The sequence below is a fragment of the Alicyclobacillus sendaiensis NBRC 100866 genome, assembly GCF_001552675.1.
Taxonomy (GTDB): domain Bacteria; phylum Bacillota; class Bacilli; order Alicyclobacillales; family Alicyclobacillaceae; genus Alicyclobacillus; species Alicyclobacillus sendaiensis.
In genome coordinates this window covers 13,314-34,504 of record NZ_BCRQ01000016.1, presented here as the reverse complement: position 1 = coordinate 34,504, position 21,191 = coordinate 13,314, and the positions used below count along the sequence as shown (strand labels likewise).

Annotated in this window: 17 protein-coding genes; 10 read left to right on the top strand and 7 right to left on the bottom strand. The window is 65.4% G+C overall.

The annotated features are described in order from the left end of the window. The first annotated feature begins 203 nt into the window (after nucleotides 1-203). The 6 genes from AS26_RS04970 (at nucleotide 204) to AS26_RS04945 (ending at nucleotide 8,453) form a co-directional block, all read left to right on the top strand. Nucleotides 204-1,901, top strand: a complete 1,698-nt coding sequence (locus AS26_RS04970; RefSeq protein ID WP_062306724.1) for a glycerol-3-phosphate dehydrogenase/oxidase — start codon at nucleotides 204-206, stop codon at nucleotides 1,899-1,901. A gap of 231 nt (nucleotides 1,902-2,132) precedes the next feature. After that, nucleotides 2,133-4,010 (top strand): S53 family peptidase, encoded by a 1,878-nt coding sequence (locus tag AS26_RS04965; protein WP_062306722.1) that lies wholly within the window; start codon nucleotides 2,133-2,135, stop codon nucleotides 4,008-4,010. Nucleotides 4,011-4,137: 127 nt separating this feature from the next. Further along, nucleotides 4,138-4,842 (top strand): GntR family transcriptional regulator, encoded by a 705-nt coding sequence (locus AS26_RS04960; protein WP_062306720.1) that lies wholly within the window; start codon nucleotides 4,138-4,140, stop codon nucleotides 4,840-4,842. 24 nt (nucleotides 4,843-4,866) lie between these two features. Next, nucleotides 4,867-5,634, top strand: coding sequence for an SDR family NAD(P)-dependent oxidoreductase (locus AS26_RS04955; protein WP_062306717.1), 768 nt, complete (start codon nucleotides 4,867-4,869; stop codon nucleotides 5,632-5,634). A gap of 11 nt (nucleotides 5,635-5,645) precedes the next feature. Then, nucleotides 5,646-7,727: an alpha-glucuronidase gene (locus tag AS26_RS04950; protein ID WP_062306713.1), complete on the top strand. Its 2,082-nt coding sequence runs from the start codon at nucleotides 5,646-5,648 to the stop codon at nucleotides 7,725-7,727. Nucleotides 7,728-7,790: 63 nt separating this feature from the next. Beyond that, complete coding sequence (locus tag AS26_RS04945; protein ID WP_245629619.1) at nucleotides 7,791-8,453, top strand: DUF2306 domain-containing protein; 663 nt, start codon at nucleotides 7,791-7,793, stop codon at nucleotides 8,451-8,453. Between the two features lie 187 nt (nucleotides 8,454-8,640). Here the strand turns inward: AS26_RS04945 and mctP are convergent, their stop codons facing one another. The 5 genes from mctP to AS26_RS04920 all read right to left on the bottom strand — a co-directional run bounded on the left by mctP (nucleotide 8,641) and on the right by AS26_RS04920 (nucleotide 15,005). After that, nucleotides 8,641-10,152 (bottom strand): monocarboxylate uptake permease MctP, encoded by a 1,512-nt coding sequence (gene mctP / locus AS26_RS04940; protein ID WP_083515990.1) that lies wholly within the window; start codon nucleotides 10,150-10,152, stop codon nucleotides 8,641-8,643. An 18-nt stretch (nucleotides 10,153-10,170) separates the two neighbouring features. Next, a complete protein-coding gene (locus AS26_RS04935) occupies nucleotides 10,171-10,383 on the bottom strand; it encodes a DUF3311 domain-containing protein (protein WP_062306711.1) in 213 nt (70 codons plus the stop codon). A gap of 230 nt (nucleotides 10,384-10,613) precedes the next feature. Beyond that, nucleotides 10,614-12,311 (bottom strand): two-component system sensor histidine kinase NtrB, encoded by a 1,698-nt coding sequence (locus tag AS26_RS04930; protein ID WP_062306708.1) that lies wholly within the window; start codon nucleotides 12,309-12,311, stop codon nucleotides 10,614-10,616. Nucleotides 12,312-12,553: 242 nt separating this feature from the next. Then, a complete protein-coding gene (locus tag AS26_RS04925; RefSeq protein WP_062306706.1) occupies nucleotides 12,554-13,657 on the bottom strand; it encodes an FUSC family protein in 1,104 nt (367 codons plus the stop codon). 151 nt (nucleotides 13,658-13,808) lie between these two features. Next, the gene (locus tag AS26_RS04920; protein WP_062306703.1) at nucleotides 13,809-15,005 is read right to left on the bottom strand and encodes a glycosyltransferase; all 1,197 of its coding nucleotides are present in this window, start codon (nucleotides 15,003-15,005) and stop codon (nucleotides 13,809-13,811) included. A 107-nt stretch (nucleotides 15,006-15,112) separates the two neighbouring features. Between AS26_RS04920 and gmk the strand changes: the two genes are divergently transcribed. Continuing rightward, complete coding sequence (gene gmk / locus AS26_RS04915) at nucleotides 15,113-15,907, top strand: guanylate kinase (protein WP_174519918.1); 795 nt, start codon at nucleotides 15,113-15,115, stop codon at nucleotides 15,905-15,907. Nucleotides 15,908-15,919: 12 nt separating this feature from the next. Then, complete coding sequence (locus AS26_RS04910; protein ID WP_062306699.1) at nucleotides 15,920-17,875, top strand: sensor histidine kinase; 1,956 nt, start codon at nucleotides 15,920-15,922, stop codon at nucleotides 17,873-17,875. Here the strand turns inward: AS26_RS04910 and AS26_RS04905 are convergent. Beyond that, nucleotides 17,860-18,981 (bottom strand): transglutaminase-like domain-containing protein, encoded by a 1,122-nt coding sequence (locus AS26_RS04905; protein ID WP_062306696.1) that lies wholly within the window; start codon nucleotides 18,979-18,981, stop codon nucleotides 17,860-17,862. The genes AS26_RS04910 and AS26_RS04905 overlap by 16 nt on opposite strands. Nucleotides 18,982-19,063: 82 nt before the next feature. On the opposite strand from AS26_RS04905, the gene AS26_RS04900 reads away from it, so the two are divergent. Together AS26_RS04900 and AS26_RS04895 are read left to right on the top strand one after the other, a co-directional pair. Further along, complete coding sequence (locus tag AS26_RS04900; RefSeq protein ID WP_174519917.1) at nucleotides 19,064-20,002, top strand: oxidoreductase; 939 nt, start codon at nucleotides 19,064-19,066, stop codon at nucleotides 20,000-20,002. Between the two features lie 46 nt (nucleotides 20,003-20,048). Continuing rightward, nucleotides 20,049-20,645 (top strand): thymidine kinase, encoded by a 597-nt coding sequence (locus AS26_RS04895; RefSeq protein WP_062306691.1) that lies wholly within the window; start codon nucleotides 20,049-20,051, stop codon nucleotides 20,643-20,645. Between the two features lie 34 nt (nucleotides 20,646-20,679). Here the strand turns inward: AS26_RS04895 and AS26_RS04890 are convergent, their stop codons facing one another. Next, the gene (locus AS26_RS04890; protein ID WP_062306688.1) at nucleotides 20,680-21,033 is read right to left on the bottom strand and encodes a DUF4406 domain-containing protein; all 354 of its coding nucleotides are present in this window, start codon (nucleotides 21,031-21,033) and stop codon (nucleotides 20,680-20,682) included. Nucleotides 21,034-21,191: the final 158 nt, after the last annotated feature.

The following is a 21,191-nucleotide window of genomic DNA, read 5'->3' as shown; positions in this document are numbered from 1 at the left end:
TCCATTGCGAACGCACGAGTTTCATCCCACTGCGGATGCTGTGCGTTCATGACTCTGGATCCCCCTCCCCCATCAGCGTTATAATGGGGGCAACAAGTTCATCAAACATGGTTGAGATGATGAGAAAACCACAGGTCAGGTGCCTGAGAAGGCGCTTGGTTTGTGGTTTTTTCTCTTGTTCGGATGTAAAGGAGGCGCACCATATGGCGGAGGGTCGTTTTTCCTGGTCGGCGAGATCGGCCATCAAAGCGCAGATGGCAAATGAGGCGTTTGATCTCCTCATCATCGGCGGCGGCATCACGGGGGCGGGGATTCTGCTCGACGCGACGGCGCGCGGGATGAAGGCTGCCCTTGTCGAGATGCAGGATTTCGCCGCCGGCACGTCCAACCGGTCGACGAAGCTAGTGCACGGCGGCCTGCGGTATTTGAAGCAGTTTGAGGTGGGGCTCGTGGCGGAGGTCGGGAAGGAGCGCGCCATCGTCTACGAGAACGGCCCGCACGTCACGACACCCGTGTGGATGCTGTTGCCCATCATCGAGGGTGGGACGTACGGCTGGCTCGCGACGAGTGTGGGCATCTACATCTACGACAAGCTCGCCGGCGTCAAACGGTCGGAGCGCCGCAAAATGCTTCGCGCCGACGAGGCGCTCGCCATTGAGCCTCTCCTTCGCCGCGAGGGGTTGAAAGGCGCCGGCTATTACGTCGAGTACCGCACGGACGACGCCCGCCTGACGCTCGAGATCTTGAAGAAGGCGGTTGAGATGGGCGGCGCGGCGCTCAACTACGCGAAGGCCACGGGATTCATCTATCAGGGCGGCCGGGTGGCAGGGGCCAATGTCGAGGATGTCTTCACCGGCGAAACGTTTGCCGTCCGGGCGAAGAAGGTCGTCAACGCCACCGGCCCCTGGGTGGATGAGCTCCGCGAGAAGGACGGATCGAAGTCCGGCAAGACCCTCCACCACACCAAGGGCGTCCACATCGTGGTGGACGGGAAAAGGTTCCCCCTTCGCAATTCTGTGTACTTCGACGTGCCCGACGGGCGCATGGTTTTCGCCATCCCGCGCGAAGGCAAGACCTACATCGGCACCACCGACACCGATTACCACGGCGATCTCGTCCATCCCCGCATGACGAAGGCGGACCGCGACTATCTCATCGACTGCGTCAACTTCATGTTCCCGAGCGTCAAGCTCGCGCCGGAGGACATCGAGAGCAGTTGGGCGGGAGTTCGGCCCCTCATCCACGAGGAGGGCAAGGATCCGTCCGAAATCTCGCGCAAGGACGAGGTGTTTGTCTCGCCGTCCGGCCTCTTGACCATCGCCGGCGGCAAGCTCACCGGTTATCGTAAGATGGCCGAGAAGGTCGTGGACATGGTCGCGGGCCAGCTGGCCGCCGAAGAGGGGCGCCGCTTTGGGCCGTGCACGACGGACAAGATCCCGTACTCGGGCGGCGATTTTGGCGGATCGGACAAGATGCCGGCGTTTGTGGAGGAGCGTGTGCAGCGCGGCGTGAAGCTCGGCCTGGCGGAGGCGGACGCGAGGCGGCTTGCGCGCCGGTACGGCACGAATGTCGATCTCGTCTATAACCTGCTTGCGTCCGGGCGGGATCGCGCAGAGGCGCATGGGTTGAGGCCGGACGTCTACGCGGAACTGGAGTACGGCCTGCGGCACGAGATGGTGGTGACGCCGTCTGACTTCTTCATTCGCCGCACGGGCGCGCTCTACTTCGACATCGACTGGCTGCGGGCGAACCAGGACGCGGTCATTCGATACATGGCCGCGGCGTGCGGATGGAGTGAGGAAGAGGCCGAGCGCCACGCGCGGGAACTGGAGGCGCGCGTGCAGGAGGCGACGACGGTGGAAGAGGAAATTTCCGCATCCGGCAGCCTGGTCGGGGCGTGAGGCGCGGCGCGATTCATGCAAGGGACGCGCGAGCGGGAGAGGCCATCGCGCCAAGAGCCCGGAGTCGCGGTGCGATACTGGAAAGACACGGCGCAACGTCGCGAGCACGGTGACTTGCGCCGTTTTCCTCGATTTTCTACAAAAATCGATGCATTTCGCTGAAGGAATCCACGCTCCCACTGCCGAATCCATCTGGCGCAAGCCTCGATTCGGACATCAGGGGGCGTTCTTGTGGGACTGTGGAAGAGACTCGCGTTTGGGCTTTCGGCCGCGCTTGGCATGTTGGCGGTCGGGGTGCCGACCATGGACGCGGAGGCCGTGCAGGCCGCGCCGCTCGCCAATCCGTCGACGGAAAATGCGCAAGATTTAGGACCGGCGAATGCGAGCCAGACGGTCACGGCGTCGGTCATCCTGCGCGTGCAAAATCCAACCGCCTTGCAGACGTACATTCAGCAGACTGAAACACCCGGCAGCGCGCAGTATCACAAGTTTTTGACGACGAGCCAGTTTGCGGCGCAGTTCGCGCCCTCGTCTCAGACCATCCAGCAGATTGAGCAGGAGCTCCAGCAATACGGCCTGCAGGTGGTGAACGTCAGCGCGAACCATCTGGATCTCCAGGTGCAGGGGACCATTCAGCAGTTCGATAATGCGTTCCAGACGGCCATCGACCTCTTCAAGGCAAACGGGCACGTGTTCCGTGCGCCGAAGAAGCCGCCGCAGATCCCGACGGCGCTCCTCACCAATGTGCTCGCGGTGGTGGGACTCGATACGGCCAATGCGGCGCAGTCGCTCACCGTCAAGACGCCGAATGCGGCCGGCATCCCGTCGCCCAAGGTGGTTTTGCCGCAGGGGGGCGGCACGGCGACGGGCACGCCGGGGAGCTACACCGTCGGCGATACAGCGAATCGCTACGACATCAATCCGCTCTATCAGAAGGGCATCACGGGCAAGGGCGAGACGGTCGGCATTGTCACGCTGTCGAACTTCAACCCGCAGGACGCCTACACCTACTGGAAGGGCATCGGCCTGCACGTGGCGCACAATCGTATCCAGATGGTGAACGTCGACGGCGGCGGGCAGTTGGATGACGGATCGGTGGAGACGGCGCTCGACGTCGAGCAGGCCGGAGGCATCGCGCCAGATGCGAACGTCGTCGTGTACGACGCGCCGAATACGGACCAGGGCTTTATCGACGCGTTCTACCAGGCGGTCTCGGATAATCTGGTGGACTCGTTGTCGGTGAGCTGGGGCCAGCCGGAGATCGACTATTTGCCACAGATGAACCAGGGCCAGTCGTACGTGGATGAGCTGCTCGCCTTCACGCAGGTGTTCATGGAGGCGGCGGCGCAGGGCATCTCGGTCTACGCGGCCGCCGGCGATTCGGGTGCGTACGACACCGCCCGCGATTTCCCGCCTTCTCAGGGCTTCTCCACGCCGTTGACGGTCGACTTCCCGGCGTCGGATCCGTTCGTCACCGCGGCGGGCGGCACCACGGTTCCGTTCTCTGCCACGTTCTCGCTCGGCCAAGTCAACATCACGCAGGAGCAGCCTTGGTCGTGGCAGTACCTGCAGAACCTCGGCTACCAGGGCCTGTTCCCGATTGGCGCGGGCGGCGGCGTCAGCGTCGCCTTCCCGCGCCCGTGGTATCAGGTCGGCGTGAGCGGCGTGCAGAACAGCGCGGCCAACCAGGCCTTCACCGATTCGCAGGGCGTGCTGTACGGATCGCCCTTCACGTACAACTTGCCGAGCAACTATGCCGGCCGCAATTTGCCCGACGTCTCGATGGACGCTGATCCAGAGACGGGCTATCTCGTCTACTGGAGTGGCGGCGGGTGGCTCGCGGGCTACGGTGGCACGAGTTTCGTGGCGCCGCAGCTGAATGGCATCACGGCGCTGATCGATCAATACGTCGGAGGCCGCGTCGGCTTCCTCGACCCTATCTTCTACCAGCTGATGAAGCAGGATGGGTATGGCGCGAACCAGCCGTTCAACGACCTGACGACGGGCAACAACTGGTACTGGAACGCTGTGCCGGGGTACGATCCGGCCTCCGGCATCGGGACCCCGAACGTCGCCAACCTGGCGCAGGCCATCAAAGGGTTGGGCTGAGGCGGAGGATTCGGGGCGCCGCTGGCCGCAAGGCCGGTGGCGCGCCGCAGGTTCCGCGATTTTGGTTTGCTTGGGTATACAAGTATACGGTAGAATAGCATCGAACGTCGACGAGGGAGGTGCGGACGTGATCGCGGGTGTGACCTACGGTGTGGCCAAGAAGACGCTCGGAGAGCAGGCGTACGAGGCCATCCGCGAGGAGATCTTGTCCCTACGGCTGCATCCAGGGCAGACGGTGTACGAATCGGACTTCACGCGCATGTTGAACATGAGCCGCACGCCGGTGCGGGAAGCGGTGCGCGCGCTGGCCATGGAGCGGCTCATTGAGGTGCTGCCCCAGCGGGGCATGAAGGTGGCCTTAATTTCGGAGCGGCAGGTGGAAGAGACGCGGTTTGTGCGGGAGAGCCTGGAGCTTGCCGTCATCCGCCGCCTCGCGGAGGACGTCGCCCGGGATACGGCGATGCGCGCTCGGCTCGAGCAGGAGATGGCGAGATCGCTCGAGGATCAGCGGGAGGCGGCCGAATCGGCGGACGCGCTCCGGTTCATGCAGGCGGACGACGGGTTTCATCAGATCTTCTTGCAGCAGTTTGACAACGAGACGCTCACGGCCATCGTGGCGCAGATGCGGGGGCACCTGAACCGGGTGCGGATGCTGTCGCTGTTTGAGCCTGAGCGCATGAAGCGGCTGGTGGGCGAACACGAGCGAGTGGCGGAGGCGGTGCTGTCGGGCCATCCGGATCAAGCCGCGGAGGCCATGCACCATCACCTGGCGAAGCTGATGGAAGATTTGCCTGGGATCAAAGCGCGGCATCCGGCGTTCTTTGGCCCCTGACGGGCGCGGGAGGAGGTTCTGAACATGCGGTTGAACAACAAGGTGGCGCTCGTCACCGGCGGCGGGCGGGGCATCGGAGCGGCGATTGCGCGCAGGTTCGCGCAGGAGGGCGCGGACGTGTGTCTCGTCAGCCGGACGCAGGCCGAGCTTGAGGCGCAGGCAGAGTGGATCACGGCGCACACGGGACGCCGCGCGCTTCCGGTGGTCTGCGATGTCTCAAATCCGGCGGACGCCTGGCGCGCGGTGGCGACCGCCGAGGAGCGATGGGGCCGGATCGACATTTTGGTCAATGCGGCGGGCATTTCCGTCGCGGCACCGTCTGCGGACCTCTCGTTTGACCGGTGGAAGGCGTGCTTGAACGTCAACCTCGACGGCACGTTTCTGTTCTGCCAGGCCGTGGGGCGCGGGATGATTGCGCGCGGGCAGGGCGGCAAGATCATCAACATCACGTCCATCGTCGCGCACGCAGGCATCCCGGAGCGAGCGACGTACGCGGCGAGCAAGGGCGGCGTCCGGCAGCTGACGCAGGCGCTCGCGGTGGAATGGGCAAAGCATAACATCCAGGTGAACGCCATCAGCCCGGGCTTCATCATGACGGAGATCGTCCGCGACTACATCGAGCGCGGCATTCACAAGCCGGAGAAGCTCGTCGCGCGCATCCCCGCAGGCCGCATGGGCCAGCCCGAGGACATCGCCGGCCCGGCGGTGTTTCTCGCCTCGAACGATTCCGACTACGTCACGGGCACCATTCTCATCGCCGACGGCGGTTTCCTCGCCAACGGCTACGTGTGAGGTGACACGCCTTGACGAACACCTCTCAGGGCGATCTCGACTACCGCGCTTGGTTGCAGGAGAGCCCGCTGCCGGACGGCGTGCCGGAGGCGGCGCGACGCATGGCGGTCTTCGGCCCGGCGGGCCACCCGGTCCTGGAGTGCGCGGCGGCGGAGTGGGCGCGCGCTGTGCGGGCCGCGTCAGGGGGAAGCCCGGCGCTCTTGGCGGGCGATGCGGGAGATCCGGGCGTTGCGCCGAGCGTCCCCTGCGTCGCCATGGGCGTCTTGTCGGCGTTGCCGAGCGGGCTGCGCGAGGCCGCGCAAGAAGCGCTTGCCGGCGCGCATTCGGATGAAGCCTACGCCGTCCTGCCGGTGGACGGGGGAGGCGTGGCTCTCGTGTCGCGGGCGCCCGCCGGCGTCCTCTACGGCGCATTCCACCTCATTCGCCGCCTGCGGCTCGGTCAACCGCTCGGCGAACCCTGTGTCTCCTCGCCTAGGAACGACCTGCGAATGTTGGATCATTGGGACAACGCCGACGGCACGATTGAGCGCGGGTACGCAGGCCGGTCGCTGTTTTACCGCGCAGGCCAAATCGATTTTGACGAGGGGCGCGTGCGAGACTACGCCCGCTTGCTCGCGTCCATCGGCGTGAACGCCATCGCCATCAACAACGTCAACGTGCACGAGATTGAGACGCGTTTCCTCACCGAGGCGTACCTGCCCCATGTCGCGCGGCTGGCCAGCGCCTTTCGCCCGTACGGCATCCGGGTGTTCCTCAGCGTCAACTTTGCCAGCCCCGTCGATCTCGGCGACCTGCCCACCGCGGATCCGCTCGATCCGTGCGTCGAGGCCTGGTGGCGCGCGGCGGCGGATCGCATCTACCGGCACATCCCGGACTTCGGCGGCTTCCTCGTCAAGGCGGACTCCGAGTTCCGGCCCGGCCCCTTCACCTACGGGCGCGATCACGCCGACGGCGCGAACATGCTCGCCCGCGCCCTTGCACCCCACGGCGGCGTGGTCATCTGGCGCGCCTTCGTCTACAACTGTCTCATGGACTGGCGGGACAGGCGGGCCGATCGCGCTCGCGCCGCGTACGATCACTTCATGCCGCTCGACGGCCGCTTCATGGACAACGTCCTCCTCCAGATCAAAAATGGCCCCATGGACTTTCAGGTGCGCGAGCCGGTCTCGCCTTTGTTCGGCGGGCTCTCCGCGACCAACGTGATGCTTGAGTTCCAAATCACGCAGGAATACACGGGCCAGCAGCGCCACGTCTGCTACCTCGCGCCGATGTGGAAACAGGTGCTCGATTTTGACACCCACGCCCGCGGGCCGGGATCGACGGTCGCCGAAGTGGTGAGCGGAAGGCTGTACGGCAGGCCGCGCGGCGGGATGGCGGGCGTCGCGAACGTCGGCGACGACGTCAACTGGACGGGGCACTCGCTCGCGCAGGCCAACCTGTACGCCTTCGGCCGCCTGGCCTGGGATCCGTCGCTCGATCCGGCCGAGATCGCGCGCGAGTGGGCGCGGCTCACGTTCGGCGATGACCCGTACGTCGTCCGCGCGGTGGAGGGCATCCTCATGGCGTCCTGGCCGGCCTACGAGGCGTACACGGCGCCGCTCGGCGTGGGCTGGATGGTGAATCCCGGCCACCACGACGGGCCGAATCCGGAGGGGTACGAGTACTCCAAATGGGGCACGTACCATTACGCGGACTGGCAGGGCGTCGGCGTGGACCGGACGATGGCCACGGGCACGGGCTACACGGGCCAGTACCACGAGCCGGTGCGAAGCCTGTACGAGCACCTGGAGACGTGCCCGGACGAGCTCCTGCTGTTTTTCCACCACGTGCCCTACACGCACGTGCTTCATTCGGGGAAGACGGTCATCCAGCACATCTACGATGCGCACTTCGACGGCGTCGAGGCAGTCGTTTGGATGGTGGAGGCGTGGCGCCGGCTGGAGGGCCGGATCGATCCCGTCCGGTTCGAGCGCGTCATGGCGCGGCTCGAGGACCAGGTGCAGCGGGCCATCGAGTGGCGGGACGTGATCAACACGTACTTTTATCGAAAGTGTGGCATTCCGGACGAACGGGGTCGCCACGTCTACCCGTGAGCAGGGATTCGGTTCATCGGCCGAGAAACCTACGTGCGGAGCTTGGCCGATGGAGGGGTGCCTGTGGGATGGTCTCGAGCGGCGAAGAGGCTCGGGTGGGCTGCGGGAACGGTGTTCCTGGCAGCTGCGCTGTATGTCGTGTACATGGCGTACACGAGCTTCGTCGCAGATCCGGGCGATGTGTCGTTTCTGGCGCACAAGACGGGCCTTCACCGCCATCTGTCGCGCGGCGCGTGGCTCGTTGTCCTTCATGTTCACGTGGCGAGCGCGCTTGTCGCCATTCTGGCGGGTGCGCTGAATTTCGCCTGGACGAGGGCCCGCGCGCACCCTGCGCTGCATCGGGCCGTGGGCTATCTGTACCTCGCGGGTGTCCTCGGCGTCGACGGGACGAGTGGCTATCTGGCGCCAGAGGCGACGGGTGGCGAGGTGGTTACCGTCGCGTTCAATTTGCTGAACGTGTACTGGCTCGTCGCCGCGTTCTTCGTCTACTGGATGGCGCACAAGCGCCGCCCGGACGCCCACGGGCGCTGGGCCGTTCGGAGCTACGTGTTTCTCGACACCAACGCGCTGAACCGGGGATTCACGTGGCTCGGCGTGCACGTGATTGGGCTCTCGTTTGCCACAGCCTACGAGGTGGCGGTCTGCCTTAGCATCGCCGCCAATGTGGCGCTGGGAGAGTGGCTCGCGCTAAGCCTGTATCCCTGCACATCCAGGCGCCGGGCGTAAGGCGGCACGTGGGGTGATTTCGCCGACGCAGGGCAGGCGCACCAGCAGCATAGGACGCGAGCAGCAAGGGGAGCCAGTCGCACAAGGGGATAGTACCGACACAGCGAAACGGGGCCCGCGCGTGGGGCCCCGTTGGTCGATAGGGGACGTGTCTCGGGAGATGGGGGATGGCCGGGATGGCGCCCGTTCAGGCGGACGTTTCCGCGTCGACGTGGTAGTCGGACGGGACGGTCTCGTCTTCGCCGTTCGACAGGCCCATGGCCCGGAAGAGCACGGTGAACACGAGCGCAACCACGATGTTCACGATGAGCGCCCAGATGCCCGCGTAGGCCGTCACACCGCCCACCGCGTAGGTTGTGGACTGATAGCCCGTGCTCGCCCACATGAGGACGCCGAGCACGATGCCAACCAGCCAGCCCAAGAACAGCGCGCGGCGGTGGAACCAGCGCGTGAAGAGACCGAACACGACCGCCGGCAGCGTCTGCAGGATGAGAATGCCGCCCACCTGCTGCATGCTGATGGCGTACTGCTGCGGGAATCCGAGGATGAACACGAGCGCCAGCAGAATGATGATGAGCGACACAATCTTGGCCACGCGCGCCTCGGTTTCATGCGAGGCGTTGGGCGAGAAGAACGCCTTGTAGATGTTGCGCGTGAACAAGTTGGCCGACGCGATGGACATGATGGCCGCGGGCACCAGTGCGCCGACGCCGATGGCGGCGAAGCCAAAGCCCGCGAACCAGGTCGGGAACTCCTTCAGGAACAGGAGCGGAACGGCCTCGTTCGTCGACTTCGTGTGCACGCCGGCCGCGAGCGCCATGTAGCCGAGCAGCGCGATGATGCCGAGCGCAAACGAGTAGGCCGGCAACAGCGCCATGTTCCGCTTCACCACCTGGCGGCTGGACGCGCTGAACACGCCCGTCACCGCGTGCGGGTAGAGGAACAGCGCGAGCGCGGAGCCCAGGGCGAGCGTTCCGTACGTCGCGTACAGCTTCGGCGACAGCGCGATGGACCCCGGCGGATGGTGTTTGGCGAGCGCCGCGGCCGACGCGTGGAAGATCGGCCCGAACCCACCCAGTTTGATGGGGATGAGGATGACGGCCACGATGATGGTGATATAGATCATCAGGTCCTTCACGACGGCGATCATCGCCGGCGCGCGCAGGCCGCTCGTGTAGGCGAACAGTGCCAGAATGATGAAGGCGATGATGAGCGGCCAGCTTCCCGGGATGCCCATGGCCGTGATGACGGCCTGCATGCCGGTGAGCTGCAGCGCGATGTAGGGAACCGTCGCGAAGATGCCCGTGAGCGCGACGACAAAGGAGAGCAACTTGTCGCCGTAGCGTCCCTGCACGAAGTCGGAGGCGGTGACGTAGCCTTTCGACCTAGCGACAGACCAAAACCGCGGCAGAATCAGCAGGAAGATGGGGTAGACGACGGTGGTGTACGGCACGGCGTAAAAGCCGAGCGCGCCCTTTCCATACATGAGTCCCGGCACGGCGATGAAGGTGTAGGCGGTGTAAAGGTCTCCACCGACGAGGAACCACGTGATGAGCGTTCCGAAGCGGCGTCCGGCGAGACCCCATTCCTCCAGGTGGGAGAGATCTCCGCGCCGCCACCTCGCGGCGACGAAGCCAAGAACAGCGACAAAGAGAAAGAAAATAATAAAAATAGAAAACGCAGTCCAGTTGATCTGCATGCACTCACCCCCTTACCCTCAGTCGTCTTTCAAGATGTTGTACAGAAATGCGGTGATGACGGCCGCGATGATGATCCAGAGCATCTGGTACCAGTAGAAGTACGGGATGCCCCACAGCTCCGGCTTGAGCGAACCGTACAGGCCCGGAAAGAGCGATCCGATGACGGGTGCGAGGATGAGCAAATACCACCACCGTTTCGCTTTCGAGGACGGCTTCTGTGTCTCGTTCACCGTGTGCACCTCCCTTCCGATTGGCTGGCGCTTGCCCATGTAAACAACCGATTGTTTGTCTCTCCGGCTGTAGCGCTTACAGATGGGCAGCTCGTCATCATTTATAAGCTACGGCAGGCATGTCTGTCAAAGATATGCGCTGGAAAGTGGGCGAGGCAGAGCGCGCCCGGTGCGCGCGCGGAAGATCGATCCCGCCGGCGCCACCTCGGGTGAGCTGGGGGCGGCGCGCGTCACCCACGGTGGATCGGAAGGCGGACTTCCACCGCGCTACCGCTCGGGGCCTCGGTGCGCCGGATGTGGATCTTGCCGCCGTGTTGTTGCACAATGCGATGCACCACCATAAGGCCCATCCCTGTGCCCTTTTCCTGCGTGTTGTACATCGGCTCGCCGAGGTGCTCGAGCACGGAGTCCGGAATGCCGGGCCCCGTGTCTAGAATGTGCACGATGGCCTCGGCCTCCGTGGCCACCGTCGAAAGAACCACCCGCCCGTGCGTCTCCGCGGCCGCTTCGATGGCGTTGCGCAGGAGATGAACCATCATGTGCCGCAGTTGGCCCGGGTGGCCGAGCACCGGGGCCTGTTGCAGCGGGCCGAGATCGACCGAGATGCCTCGTTCGAGCGCGAGCGCGTCGCACGCCCGGAGGGCGGCTTGGGCCACGTCGGCGAGATCGCACGGAATGGGTTGGACGGCCTCGGGCTTGGCGAGGACCATGAGGGAATCGGTCACGTCCTTCATGCGCTCGAGCTCGGCCCAGATGGCCTCGTACGCGCCGGGTGCAGCCTCGTCGAACTGCGAGCGAAACAATTGCACAAAACCCATCACGGTGGTCAAAGGGTTGCGAAACTCGTGCGCGATGCTCGCGGCGAGGTGGCCGACGGCTTCCAGCCGCTCTTCTCGCAGGCGGTCGGCTGCGCGTAGGCGGCAGGGCGCGAGGTCGCGCGCCTGGAGGAGATAGCTCGAGGAATGGGGCCCGCCCGATGAGATGAAGGTCACGCGCAGCGCGACGTCGACGCGCAGGCCATCGATTTCGAGCGCCAGCTCGTGCTCCTGGCCGTCGGCACCCGAGGGCGTGAAGAGTTCGTCGAAGCGCGCAAAGTCTTCCGGCGCGACGAGATCGAACAAGGAGCGGCCGACGAGCGTTTCGCGGCTGAGGCCGGCCGAGGCGAGGAAGCCGGGCGACGCGAAGGAGATCTGGCCGGACGGATCGGCGATGAGGACGAGATCGGCCGAGTGTTCCGCGAGGACGCGGTACACCTGGCGAGTGGACTCGCATTCGTCGGCGAGATGGGCGCGGGCGCGGGACAGCCAGAGGAAGCCGACGAAGAGCGCAGCGGTGGGCAGCGTGACGGTCCAGTCGGTCTCGCGCGCGGAGATGAGCGCGGTGAGAGACGCGGGGATGAGAAACGCCGCCGGGTGAAGACCGCGAAACGCCGCCGCGAAGTCGCGCAGCCGGCGCGTGGAGCTCTGCATGAGGGCGAGGGCTGCGGCGCGCAAGAATTCGAAGATCAAGGCGGCCAGGGCGGATCGAATCAGATAGGGCAGGAAGAGCGCGCGGTGGAGTGCCGCGTACGCCGGGATGAGCGCGAGCTGGTGCGTGCCGAGCGCGATGAACAGGTGCTTCAAGTGGGCGGCCGTGAGCTTGCCCTCGGCAGAGCGCAGGAAAGCTGCGATCACGCTGAACAAGATGGTGGTGCTCGCGGCCCCAAAACCCAGCTGATCGGCGGCCCACACGTAGCAGAAGACGGACGTGGACCACTGCCGCCCGCCGGGCAGCTCGAGCGGGAAGAATTCCAGGCCGCACGCCACGGCGACGACGACCCAGAGCAGGCTGTGGGTCTGAACGTACAAGCCCCAGGCTGCGCAGAACGGAACCGTGAGCCCGAGGGCGAGCAGGGCAGAGGGATAGGCGCGGCGGAAACCGTGGTTCAACGCAGCATGCGCTCCTTTGTGCAGTCCGAGGTTGGGCGGATCGGCAGGTTGTCGACAGGCCCCCTAAAAGCACAGAAAGAACCGGGACGAAGCCCGATTCTTCCGCGTGGGTCCGAGATGTCGAGTGAAGCGAATCTGCCTTGCATGTCGAAGTGTAGCGCAGCGAGGCGGTGTTGCAAAGCGGAACTTGTCGAAACGCGGTGTGCGAGGTCGAGATCGGTCGGAAATCGTCCTGCCGGCGCTCAGGCGCCGCGGGGCGCGCGCCACAGCAACCTGAGCGCGAGCGCAATGGCGCAGCCGAGTAGGGTGTCCCACAGGCGCGCCTGCAGGATAGCGGGGGCGCTCAGGCCGATTTGGCCCGCTTCCGCAATTAGGATGGCGAGCGGCGTGATGAAGATGACGGCGAGCCCGTAGTTTTTCGGAATGAGCAGTTCGGCGGCGGTCTGGAGGGCGAAGAGCAGGATGGCAAGCTCCATGCTCGTCGGGTGCGCGTACAGAATGGCGCCGGCCAAGGCGACGCCGACAACGCTCCCGAGCGCCCGCTGGATGGCGCGGTGTAGGGTGCCCATGACCGTCATGCCGGCGAGCGTCGCGGCGCAACCGACGGCCGTCCAGTAGCCGCGCGGGCTGTGCAGCGCCTGCGCTGCCGCTGAAGACAGGGCGAGGCCCGTCGCCATCCGCAGCGCGGCGACGACGGCAGGATGGCGCACGTGAAGTTGCCGCCGGAGCGTGCGCGCGACCCGCCTCGGGGTCATGCGGTGGAGCCGGCTCGCGTGACCCGAGGGAGCGGTGCGCCACGCGACGGCGAGGAGCATCGAGAGCGTCCACGCCACGGCCGCGCCGGCCAGGACGAGCGCCGTGCCTGCCAGGACGGGGACGCCGCGCGCCTGTCCGCTTGCAATCGCGGCCGCCATGACGAAAAAGAAGGGCCCGGGCGGCGCCATGGACAGCGCGGCGGCGAGGAAGGTCGCGACGGCGCCAACCACCGTCACGGCGGCGGTGGCCGCGAGGGGGTTGACGCTCGCCCACGTTCCGAGGCCAAACGAGGCGCTGAGGCCCGCGCCCACGGCGGCCAGCTTCACGGCCAGCCGGGACGGGGGCAGGTCCGTGGCATAGATCCCGGTGAACGCGCCGATGGCCGCCACCAGCCCATCCGCTGGGCGGTGAAAGAGCGCCCCGAGCGCGATCACGACGAACAAGCTGAGGCCGGCGGACAACGCGCGCCGCCACGGCCAGGGCGCCTTTCGCAGGAAAAACGCCTGCGCCACGCGCGCGTCGCGCCCCGCGCGCATGTCGGGCCCGGGCCGAATGGGCGCGGGCACGCGGGCTTTCTGTCGAGCGTCCAAAGCCGTCCCTCCCGTGAACATCCCCGCGGCGGCAGCCAGGGCGCTGCCTGGTGAACGCGGGCAAAGATTCGCTACCTCTATTGTGGCGGAAAATCGAGCAGGCCGGAGCGCTCTGAAAGCGGTTTGAGCTTGACATTTCCCTGAATTCCTGTCAGGAACGGCGGATTTCGTACGGCCGTCCCTTCCAGTGATCGCCCGTGCGCAGCCAGAACCGCCTGGCGGAGTCCAGCGTCATGAGGGTGTACAGGACGCCGGCTGCGGGAAGCAGGGCGGATCGCGCGGGAGACAGGCGGTACCACCGCAGCATGGGCGCGAAGGTGGCGGCCATGAGGGCGTACGCCACCCCACCCAAGGCGAGCGCGGCGAGGCTTCCCGGCGCGCCTGCTGCCGCGCCGATGATCCCCACCACGAGCGCGACGGGCGGCACCGCGTACAAAAGGAGCATCCCGAGCACCGTGCCGAGGAGCAGGAGGGGCGAGAATCGCAACTGCACGAATGCGGTTCGCGCAATCATCCGCCAGATCTCGCCGAGCGTGCCGTACGCCCGCACGCTCTCCACGTCGTCCCCCAGTCCGAGCCACAGGCGCCCGCCGCGCTCCGCCACGAGGCGCGCCAGCGCGCAGTCGTCGATCACGGCGTCGCGAATCGGCTCAAGCCCCGGAGGCATGGGCAACAGGTGGCGCCGCACGAGCACGCATCCGCCCGCGGCCGCCGCGGTCCTTCGCTTTGGGTGCGCGACCCACGCGAACGGGTACAGCTTCGCGAAGAAGTAGACAAACGCCGGGATGAGGAGCTTCTCCCAGGCGCTCTCGGCGCGCAGGCGCACCATGAGCGAGACGAGATCGAACCCGTCGCGCTCGGCCCGCGTCACGAGTGCCTGGACGCTCGTCGGCGGGTGGGCGATGTCCGCATCCGTAAACAGCACGTAGCCTGCGGCGCTCGGCACACGCCCGAGGCCGTTCTGCATCGCCCACACCTTGCCCGCCCACCCAAGCGGCAGCGCATCTGCCCGGACCACGCGCAGCCGATGGGCGAGCCGAAGCTCGGACGCCAGGCGCAAAGCCACTTCGGCCGTCCCGTCCGTGCTGTGATCGTCCACGAGCACGACGTGGAACTCGCCCGGATACGCCTGCGAGAGAAGCGTCGGTAGCGTCCTCGGGAGGACCTCCGCCTCGTTGCGCGCCGGCACCACAGCCCACACCGACGGCCACGTGTCCCTCCCATTCGCGAGCGCCGCCATCTCGGCGGTGTTCATGGCGATGGCCGTGCGCCAATAGAAGCCGCGCCCAATCGCGAGGAAGATCCAGGCCGCGAGGCTGAACCCGGCGGCCCAAGCCAGTGCCAACATGGGCAACGCTCCTTCCCATGCGGCGCCTATCGCCGCGTTGTCCAACGATGCCTGTACAATTGCACCTGAACTCAGTATACTGATTAGAAACTTGTCTGCGGGGATGGATGCCCGTGAGCCATATTCGCTTTCACCTAGATCGGCTCCTGGCGGAGCGGAACTGGAGAATTCCCGATCTGGTGAAACGGTCCGGTGTCAACAAGAACACGCTCTACGCGATGAAGAAAAACGTCATCACCCGCGTGGATCTCCGGGTGTTAGAACGCATTTGCGACGCGCTCTCGTGCAAGCTGTCGGATCTCATGAGCTACGAGCCAGAGGGGGAGACGCATACGAAGGGCCTGCTCTTCATCCTGTCCGGGCCGTCCGGGGCAGGAAAAAACACGCTCATCAATGCGCTCCGGGATCGGTACGATCTCGGCCTGACCTTCATCCCGTCTTTTTCCACGCGGCCCATGCGGCCGGGTGAGTCGAACGGCAATCCCTACTACTTCGTGTCCCGCGAAGAGTTCATGCGCATGGCGGAGCGGGGCGAATTCCTCGAGTACGAGACCATCCACGGGAACTTGTACGGCACGCACCTGTTGAGCTACGAGCGAGCCCTGAACGAGGGCCGCATCATCATCAAGGACATCGACGTGAACGGCGCGCTCAACATGAAGCGCGTGTTCGGCGATCGCGTCATCCTGATCTACATCCGCCCCACGTGTCTCGACGATCTGGAGGGAAGGCTTTACCATCGCGGCGACAAAGAGGAGGACATCCGCATCCGCATGCAGCGCCTCAAATACGAGGAGTCGCTGTCGGATCAGTTCGATTTCCTCATCTTCAACGACGACGTGGCGACGGCCACGGCGGAACTCGCCCACATCATTCGCACCTGTACGAGAAAGCACGCGTAAAGGCGGGACAGCATGCAGCTGAACGCTCATCCCCGCGTCCGCTTCTCGCTGCGCTACAAGATCATCGCGATCCTCTTTGGCGCCATGCTCGTGGTGCTCGCGCTCGGCGGGACGCTGTTTTACACCGTCGCCAGGCAGCAGATGCTCAAGAGCGCGGAAAAGCAGGGGCAACTCCTCGCGCAACAGATAGAGCTTGAGGTCGAATCGAGCGAAGCCGGGCAAGCCTACATCGACAAGCTGCTCGGCAACGAGCTGCGCATCGCGTCCATCGCGATTGAGAAGCAGTTGCCGCCGCATTGGCAGGACGTGACGAATGAACAGCTGCGCCAGTTGTCGGCAGAGCTTGGCGTGAGCGGCATCACGCTTCTCGCGCCCACCGCGGACGACATCGTCGGCGTGCGCTCGTCGGATCCCCACGAGATAGGCCTGTCGACCCGCGGCATGGGCAAATGGTACATCGCGTTTCGCGATCTGCTCGCCGGCAAGCCCCAGGCGTCGACGTACGGCACCGCCGAGAAAAACTACTGGTCCGGGCCGTTCGCCAACGCCACCTCCGACCCGTCCAAAGTCGACAAGTGGGGCTACTACTACGACGGCACGACGAACTACATCATCGATCCGTTTTACGTGCAGACGTCCATCCCCGGTTATGAACAGGTGGTCAGCGTCAACAGCACGATTCGCCACATCGTGGCGACGGAGCCCGACATCCTGTCCATCGCCGTGCTGAACCGGACGTTCGACGAAAAGCCCATCCGCTACTCGTACAAGGGCGTCTCCTGGATCGATATCGCCAATCAGCCCGTCATGTACGGCGCGTATCGGTATGCCCATCACGATCTCGACGTCCGGCTCAAGGACCGCGCTCTGTCCACGGGCCATATGCAGACTGCGCTCGATCACGTCGACCACACCACCGTCATGAAGGCGTTTATCCCTGAATTGGGGGAAGGCAGCCCGTACGTGGTCGAGATCGTCATGAACTACCGCCTCATCACCGCGCAGCTTGCCGATCTGCTCCACGACATGGCCATTCTGGGCGGGGCGCTCCTCGTGCTCACCGCGGTGCTCTCGTTCGTCGGCGCCGAACTCATCACGCGCCCGCTCAAGCGGATCACCGAGGCGGTGGATGAAATCGCCGACAGGAACTTCGCGGCGCACGTGGACGTGGCGCGATCGGACGAGATTGGCGTGCTCGCCGCGCACGTCAACGAGATGTCGGAAAAGCTCGTGGAGTACCTGCGCGAGCTGACCCGGCGCGAGCGAGGGAGAGGCGTGGACTACCTTGTGATGGCCACGCAGGCGCTCGTGCACGAGCTCGGCACGCCGCTCGCCGCGATGCGGCAGATGGCGGAGCTGTTGCCGAGGCTCGAGCCGAACCTCGGCGAGAAGGCGCGCGAGATCCTCGAGCGGATGCGGTCGGCCTCCGAATACGCCAACCGCATCGCGCGCGACTTCACGGCGTTTTTGCGCAACGGCATGCTGACCGTCAGGCGGTGCGACGTGGTGCGCCTGGTATCGGACGCCGTGGGCCTGTGTTCTTCTATGGCCCAAGCCCGCCACGTGAAGCTCTCGTTCCACAACGAGACCGGGCAGCGGCACGTGTACCTCGACGTCGATGAAGACAAGCTGTTCGGCGCCATCGTGAACCTCCTCCGAAACGCCATTGACGCCATCCCGGATGATCGCGCCCGCCGCGAGGTTGCCGTGACGGTGAGGATTGAGGCGGAGGAGCTGCACATCGACGTGATCGACAGCGGCGTGGGGATCCCGAGGGAGCGGTGGGACCGGATCTTTGTCCCGTACAGCTCCACGAAAAAGGGGGGATTGGGCCTTGGGCTCACGTTCTGCGGCCTCATCGCCATCGCCCACGGCGGGACGGTCGGCGTGGTCCAGTCCAGCCCTCAGGGCACGCACATCCGCATGCGGCTGCCGCTGAAACACGAACCGATTCAGGTGGACGCGTAGATGGTGATGCGCGTCGTGAGCCTGTGCGTCTCGTCGAAGATGGCGGGCGGCACGTCGAACCACGCGTCCTGCGCGGAACCCCAGGTGGGGTCCACCAGGATGTACCGGTGCTCGTTCGGGATCCACACCTCGTTCCAGGCGTGGGATCCTTCCACGCCGCCGCTCAGCGCTACGCCCTCGTCGATGCGCACGGTGAGGCCCACGGCGTGCGCCATGTCTGCGTAGAGGAGCGCGTAGTCGGCGCATACGCCCTTGCCGGTTTGAAGCGTGGTGAGCGGGGACTGGGCGTCCCATTTGCCGGCGTAGACATAGTCGTCATATTTCTTCCAGTCGTAATGGATGTGGTGAATCTCCCATTCGTACAGGGCGCGCGCCTTCGCGTACGGCGAGCTGAGACCGCTCGTGATGGCGCGCGCCTTTTCCGCTACCGGCTTGGGAATGACGAGAATGCCCGCCTCCTCGCCAGGGCCTAAGGGGACGACGAACAGGGAGATGTCGGCGGCCACGGTCTGGGCCGCGCCTTTGGCCAATACCGGCATTTCGCGCTCGGCGATGGGGCGAAGCCACGGCGTGTAGACGTGACGCGACAGCCAGCGGTACGCGGGCGAGGCCTGGCAAGCGCGCGCAAGGGCCGGCGCCGACACGTATTGGAGGATGAGAAACAGGCCTGCGCCGACGGCTGCGGCGCGGAAGGCGCCCATCATCCCGCCAACCACGAGTCCTCCCACGCGGCTCCAGGCGCGCACGGGTCGGCGCGGCCGGATCCACCGGGCGAAAAGCGGCGCGAACACCGCCCCGATGGCGGACGAAATGATGAGGTAGGCCGCGAGAAACGCAATCCAGTTGCACAGCCTCGGCGACTGCTGCCAGAAGGCGGCGAGATGTTTGAGCCAATCGGGCATGGTCGAGCTCCGGCCGTCCTGCAGAACGAAGTTGCGGATAGAGCGGCTTGCCGCAAACGCGACGGCGGACGAAGCGATCACCTCGGCGACCCACGCCGCAGTCCGCACGAGCCGGTGCGACTCGCGCGCAAACCCGCGTAGAAAGCCTCCGAATGCCGAAATCGCCACCACGGCCCAAAGCACCCAATCCAGCCACTCGTTCACCGAAACACCTCCAGCTCTTCAGTCTATCCCGATTCCCGCGGATGGAGTAGTATGAACAATAGACATTGGCTGGCGCGGGGGGATGCGTGTGGCGTGGACGGCGGACCAGATCCCCAATCTCAAGGGGAAGTGGGCAGTCATCACAGGCGCGAACAGCGGCATCGGATGGCAGGGGGCGCGGTTTTTGGCGAAGCGCGGGGCGAGGGTGACGCTCGCAGTGCGCAATCGCGGGCGCGGCGAAGACGCCAGGGCTCGGATCTTGGCGGAGGCGCCGCATGCCGAGGTGGACGTGCGCCTGCTGGACTTGGCCGATCTCGACAGCGTTCGCGCGTTCGCGGATGCGCTCGTGGCGGACGGCCAGCCGCTTGATCTGTTGATCAACAATGCAGGCGTCATGGCCACATCCTATGGCACGACGCGCCAAGGCTACGAGCTTCAGTTCGGCACCAATCACCTCGGCCACTTCGCGCTCACGCTGCAGTTGCTTCCGATTCTCGCCGGGACTACCGGCGCGCGCGTGGTGACCGTGAGCAGCATGGCGCACCAGATGGCCAAACACCTGGATCTCGCGTACGTGCGCGGCGGAGGGCGGTACCGGCGATTCGAGAGCTACGCGCAGAGCAAACTCGCGAATCTCCTCTTCGCCTATGAGCTCGACCGTCGCCTGAAGCGCCGAGGGCTTCCCCTGAAGAGCATCGCCTGTCATCCCGGCTTTGCCGCGACGTCCCTTGTCGAGAACGGCATGCTGAAGAGCGCCTGGGCCAAGCCGCTGGCTCGGTTGGTGAACCGCTTTGCGCAGCCGAGCGAGATGGGCGCGCTCCCCACGCTCTACGCCGCTACGCATCCGGACCTCGAAGGCGGTGAGTACGTGGGCCCGGACCGAGGCTCGCGAGGGTATCCCGTCGTGGTGTCTTCGTCCCCGGCTTCTCGCGATCTCGCCGCGGCGCGCGAGCTCTGGAGCGCCTCGCTCGAGATGACGGGCATTCCGCGCGACGCCTGGTACGCGCTCGAGGAGGCCTGAACTCGCGTTTATCACGCGCTCCCGGGAGCCAGAAAGAGGGATACAAGTGGCGAAGTTGTACTTCCGCTTTGGACAGATGAACGCGAGCAAGTCCATTCAGCTGCTGACCGTCGCCCACAGCTACGAGGAGCAGGGTAAAAAGGTGGCGCTGTTCACGCCCGCCATCGACGACCGGTACGGCCGAGGTGTTATTGCGTCTCGGGTGGGCATTTCAAAGCGGGCCGTCGTCGTCGAGGAGGACACGGACCTGTTTGAGTCCGTGCGCGCTGAGATGCCTGACTGCGTGCTGGTGGACGAGGTCCAGTTTCTCCGCGCCTACCACGTGAGGCAGTTGGCGCGCGTGGCGGACGATCTCGACATCCCCGTCATCATGTACGGCCTCCTGAAGGACTACCGCAACCGCCTGTTCGAGGGCAGTGAGGCGGCCATCCTGTGGGCGGACCGCATTGAAGAGATCAAGACCATCTGCGCCCATCCCGGATGCGACCGCAAGGCGACGATGATCCTCAAGGTCAAAGACGGGCGCCCGGTGTACGAGGGCGAGCAGATTGAGGTGGGCGGCAACGATCTCTACAAGTCCGTCTGCCGCAAGCACTACTTTCATCCGGACGTGGAGGGGCTCATGCGCGCCACGGGACCTTGACGCGCGTCCGCGCGAGGCGCGCCGCGCCTTTGCGTCACAATTCGAGCGACAGTTGGATGGCCGGAGCCTTGGCCAGGTCCTCTTCCGCGCTGTGAAGACAGGCGGTCAGCGTGTACACGGGCATGTTCAACTGAGACGCCACATACACTTCCAATCTGGCGCCGCGCGAGCGCTCCCAGCCAGGGAGCGTTACCACGGCGTCCGCGTCCATCAGCATGCGGATGTCTCGGCGCATGGCGGCGAACCAGTCGTCTTCCGGGGAACCGTATTCGGCTGGATTGATGACCTGAAAGCCTCGGGCGCGGAGTGACCGCGCGGCTTCCAGGAAGGCAGGGCGATTTCCGTGTGGGAGCCCCGTCATGGGACCGGACAGATAGATGCGCTTCACGACGTCTCGCCTCCTCAGCATCCTGAGTTCAAGCATAATCGAACATATGTTCGGTGTCAAGCGGGCTTTTGGGGTTCTTGGCGAATCGACTTCTTGGCGAACGTTTCATCTTTCTATACAATGAACGTTCGGATCACGGCCAAGGGTTGCCCTGTGCG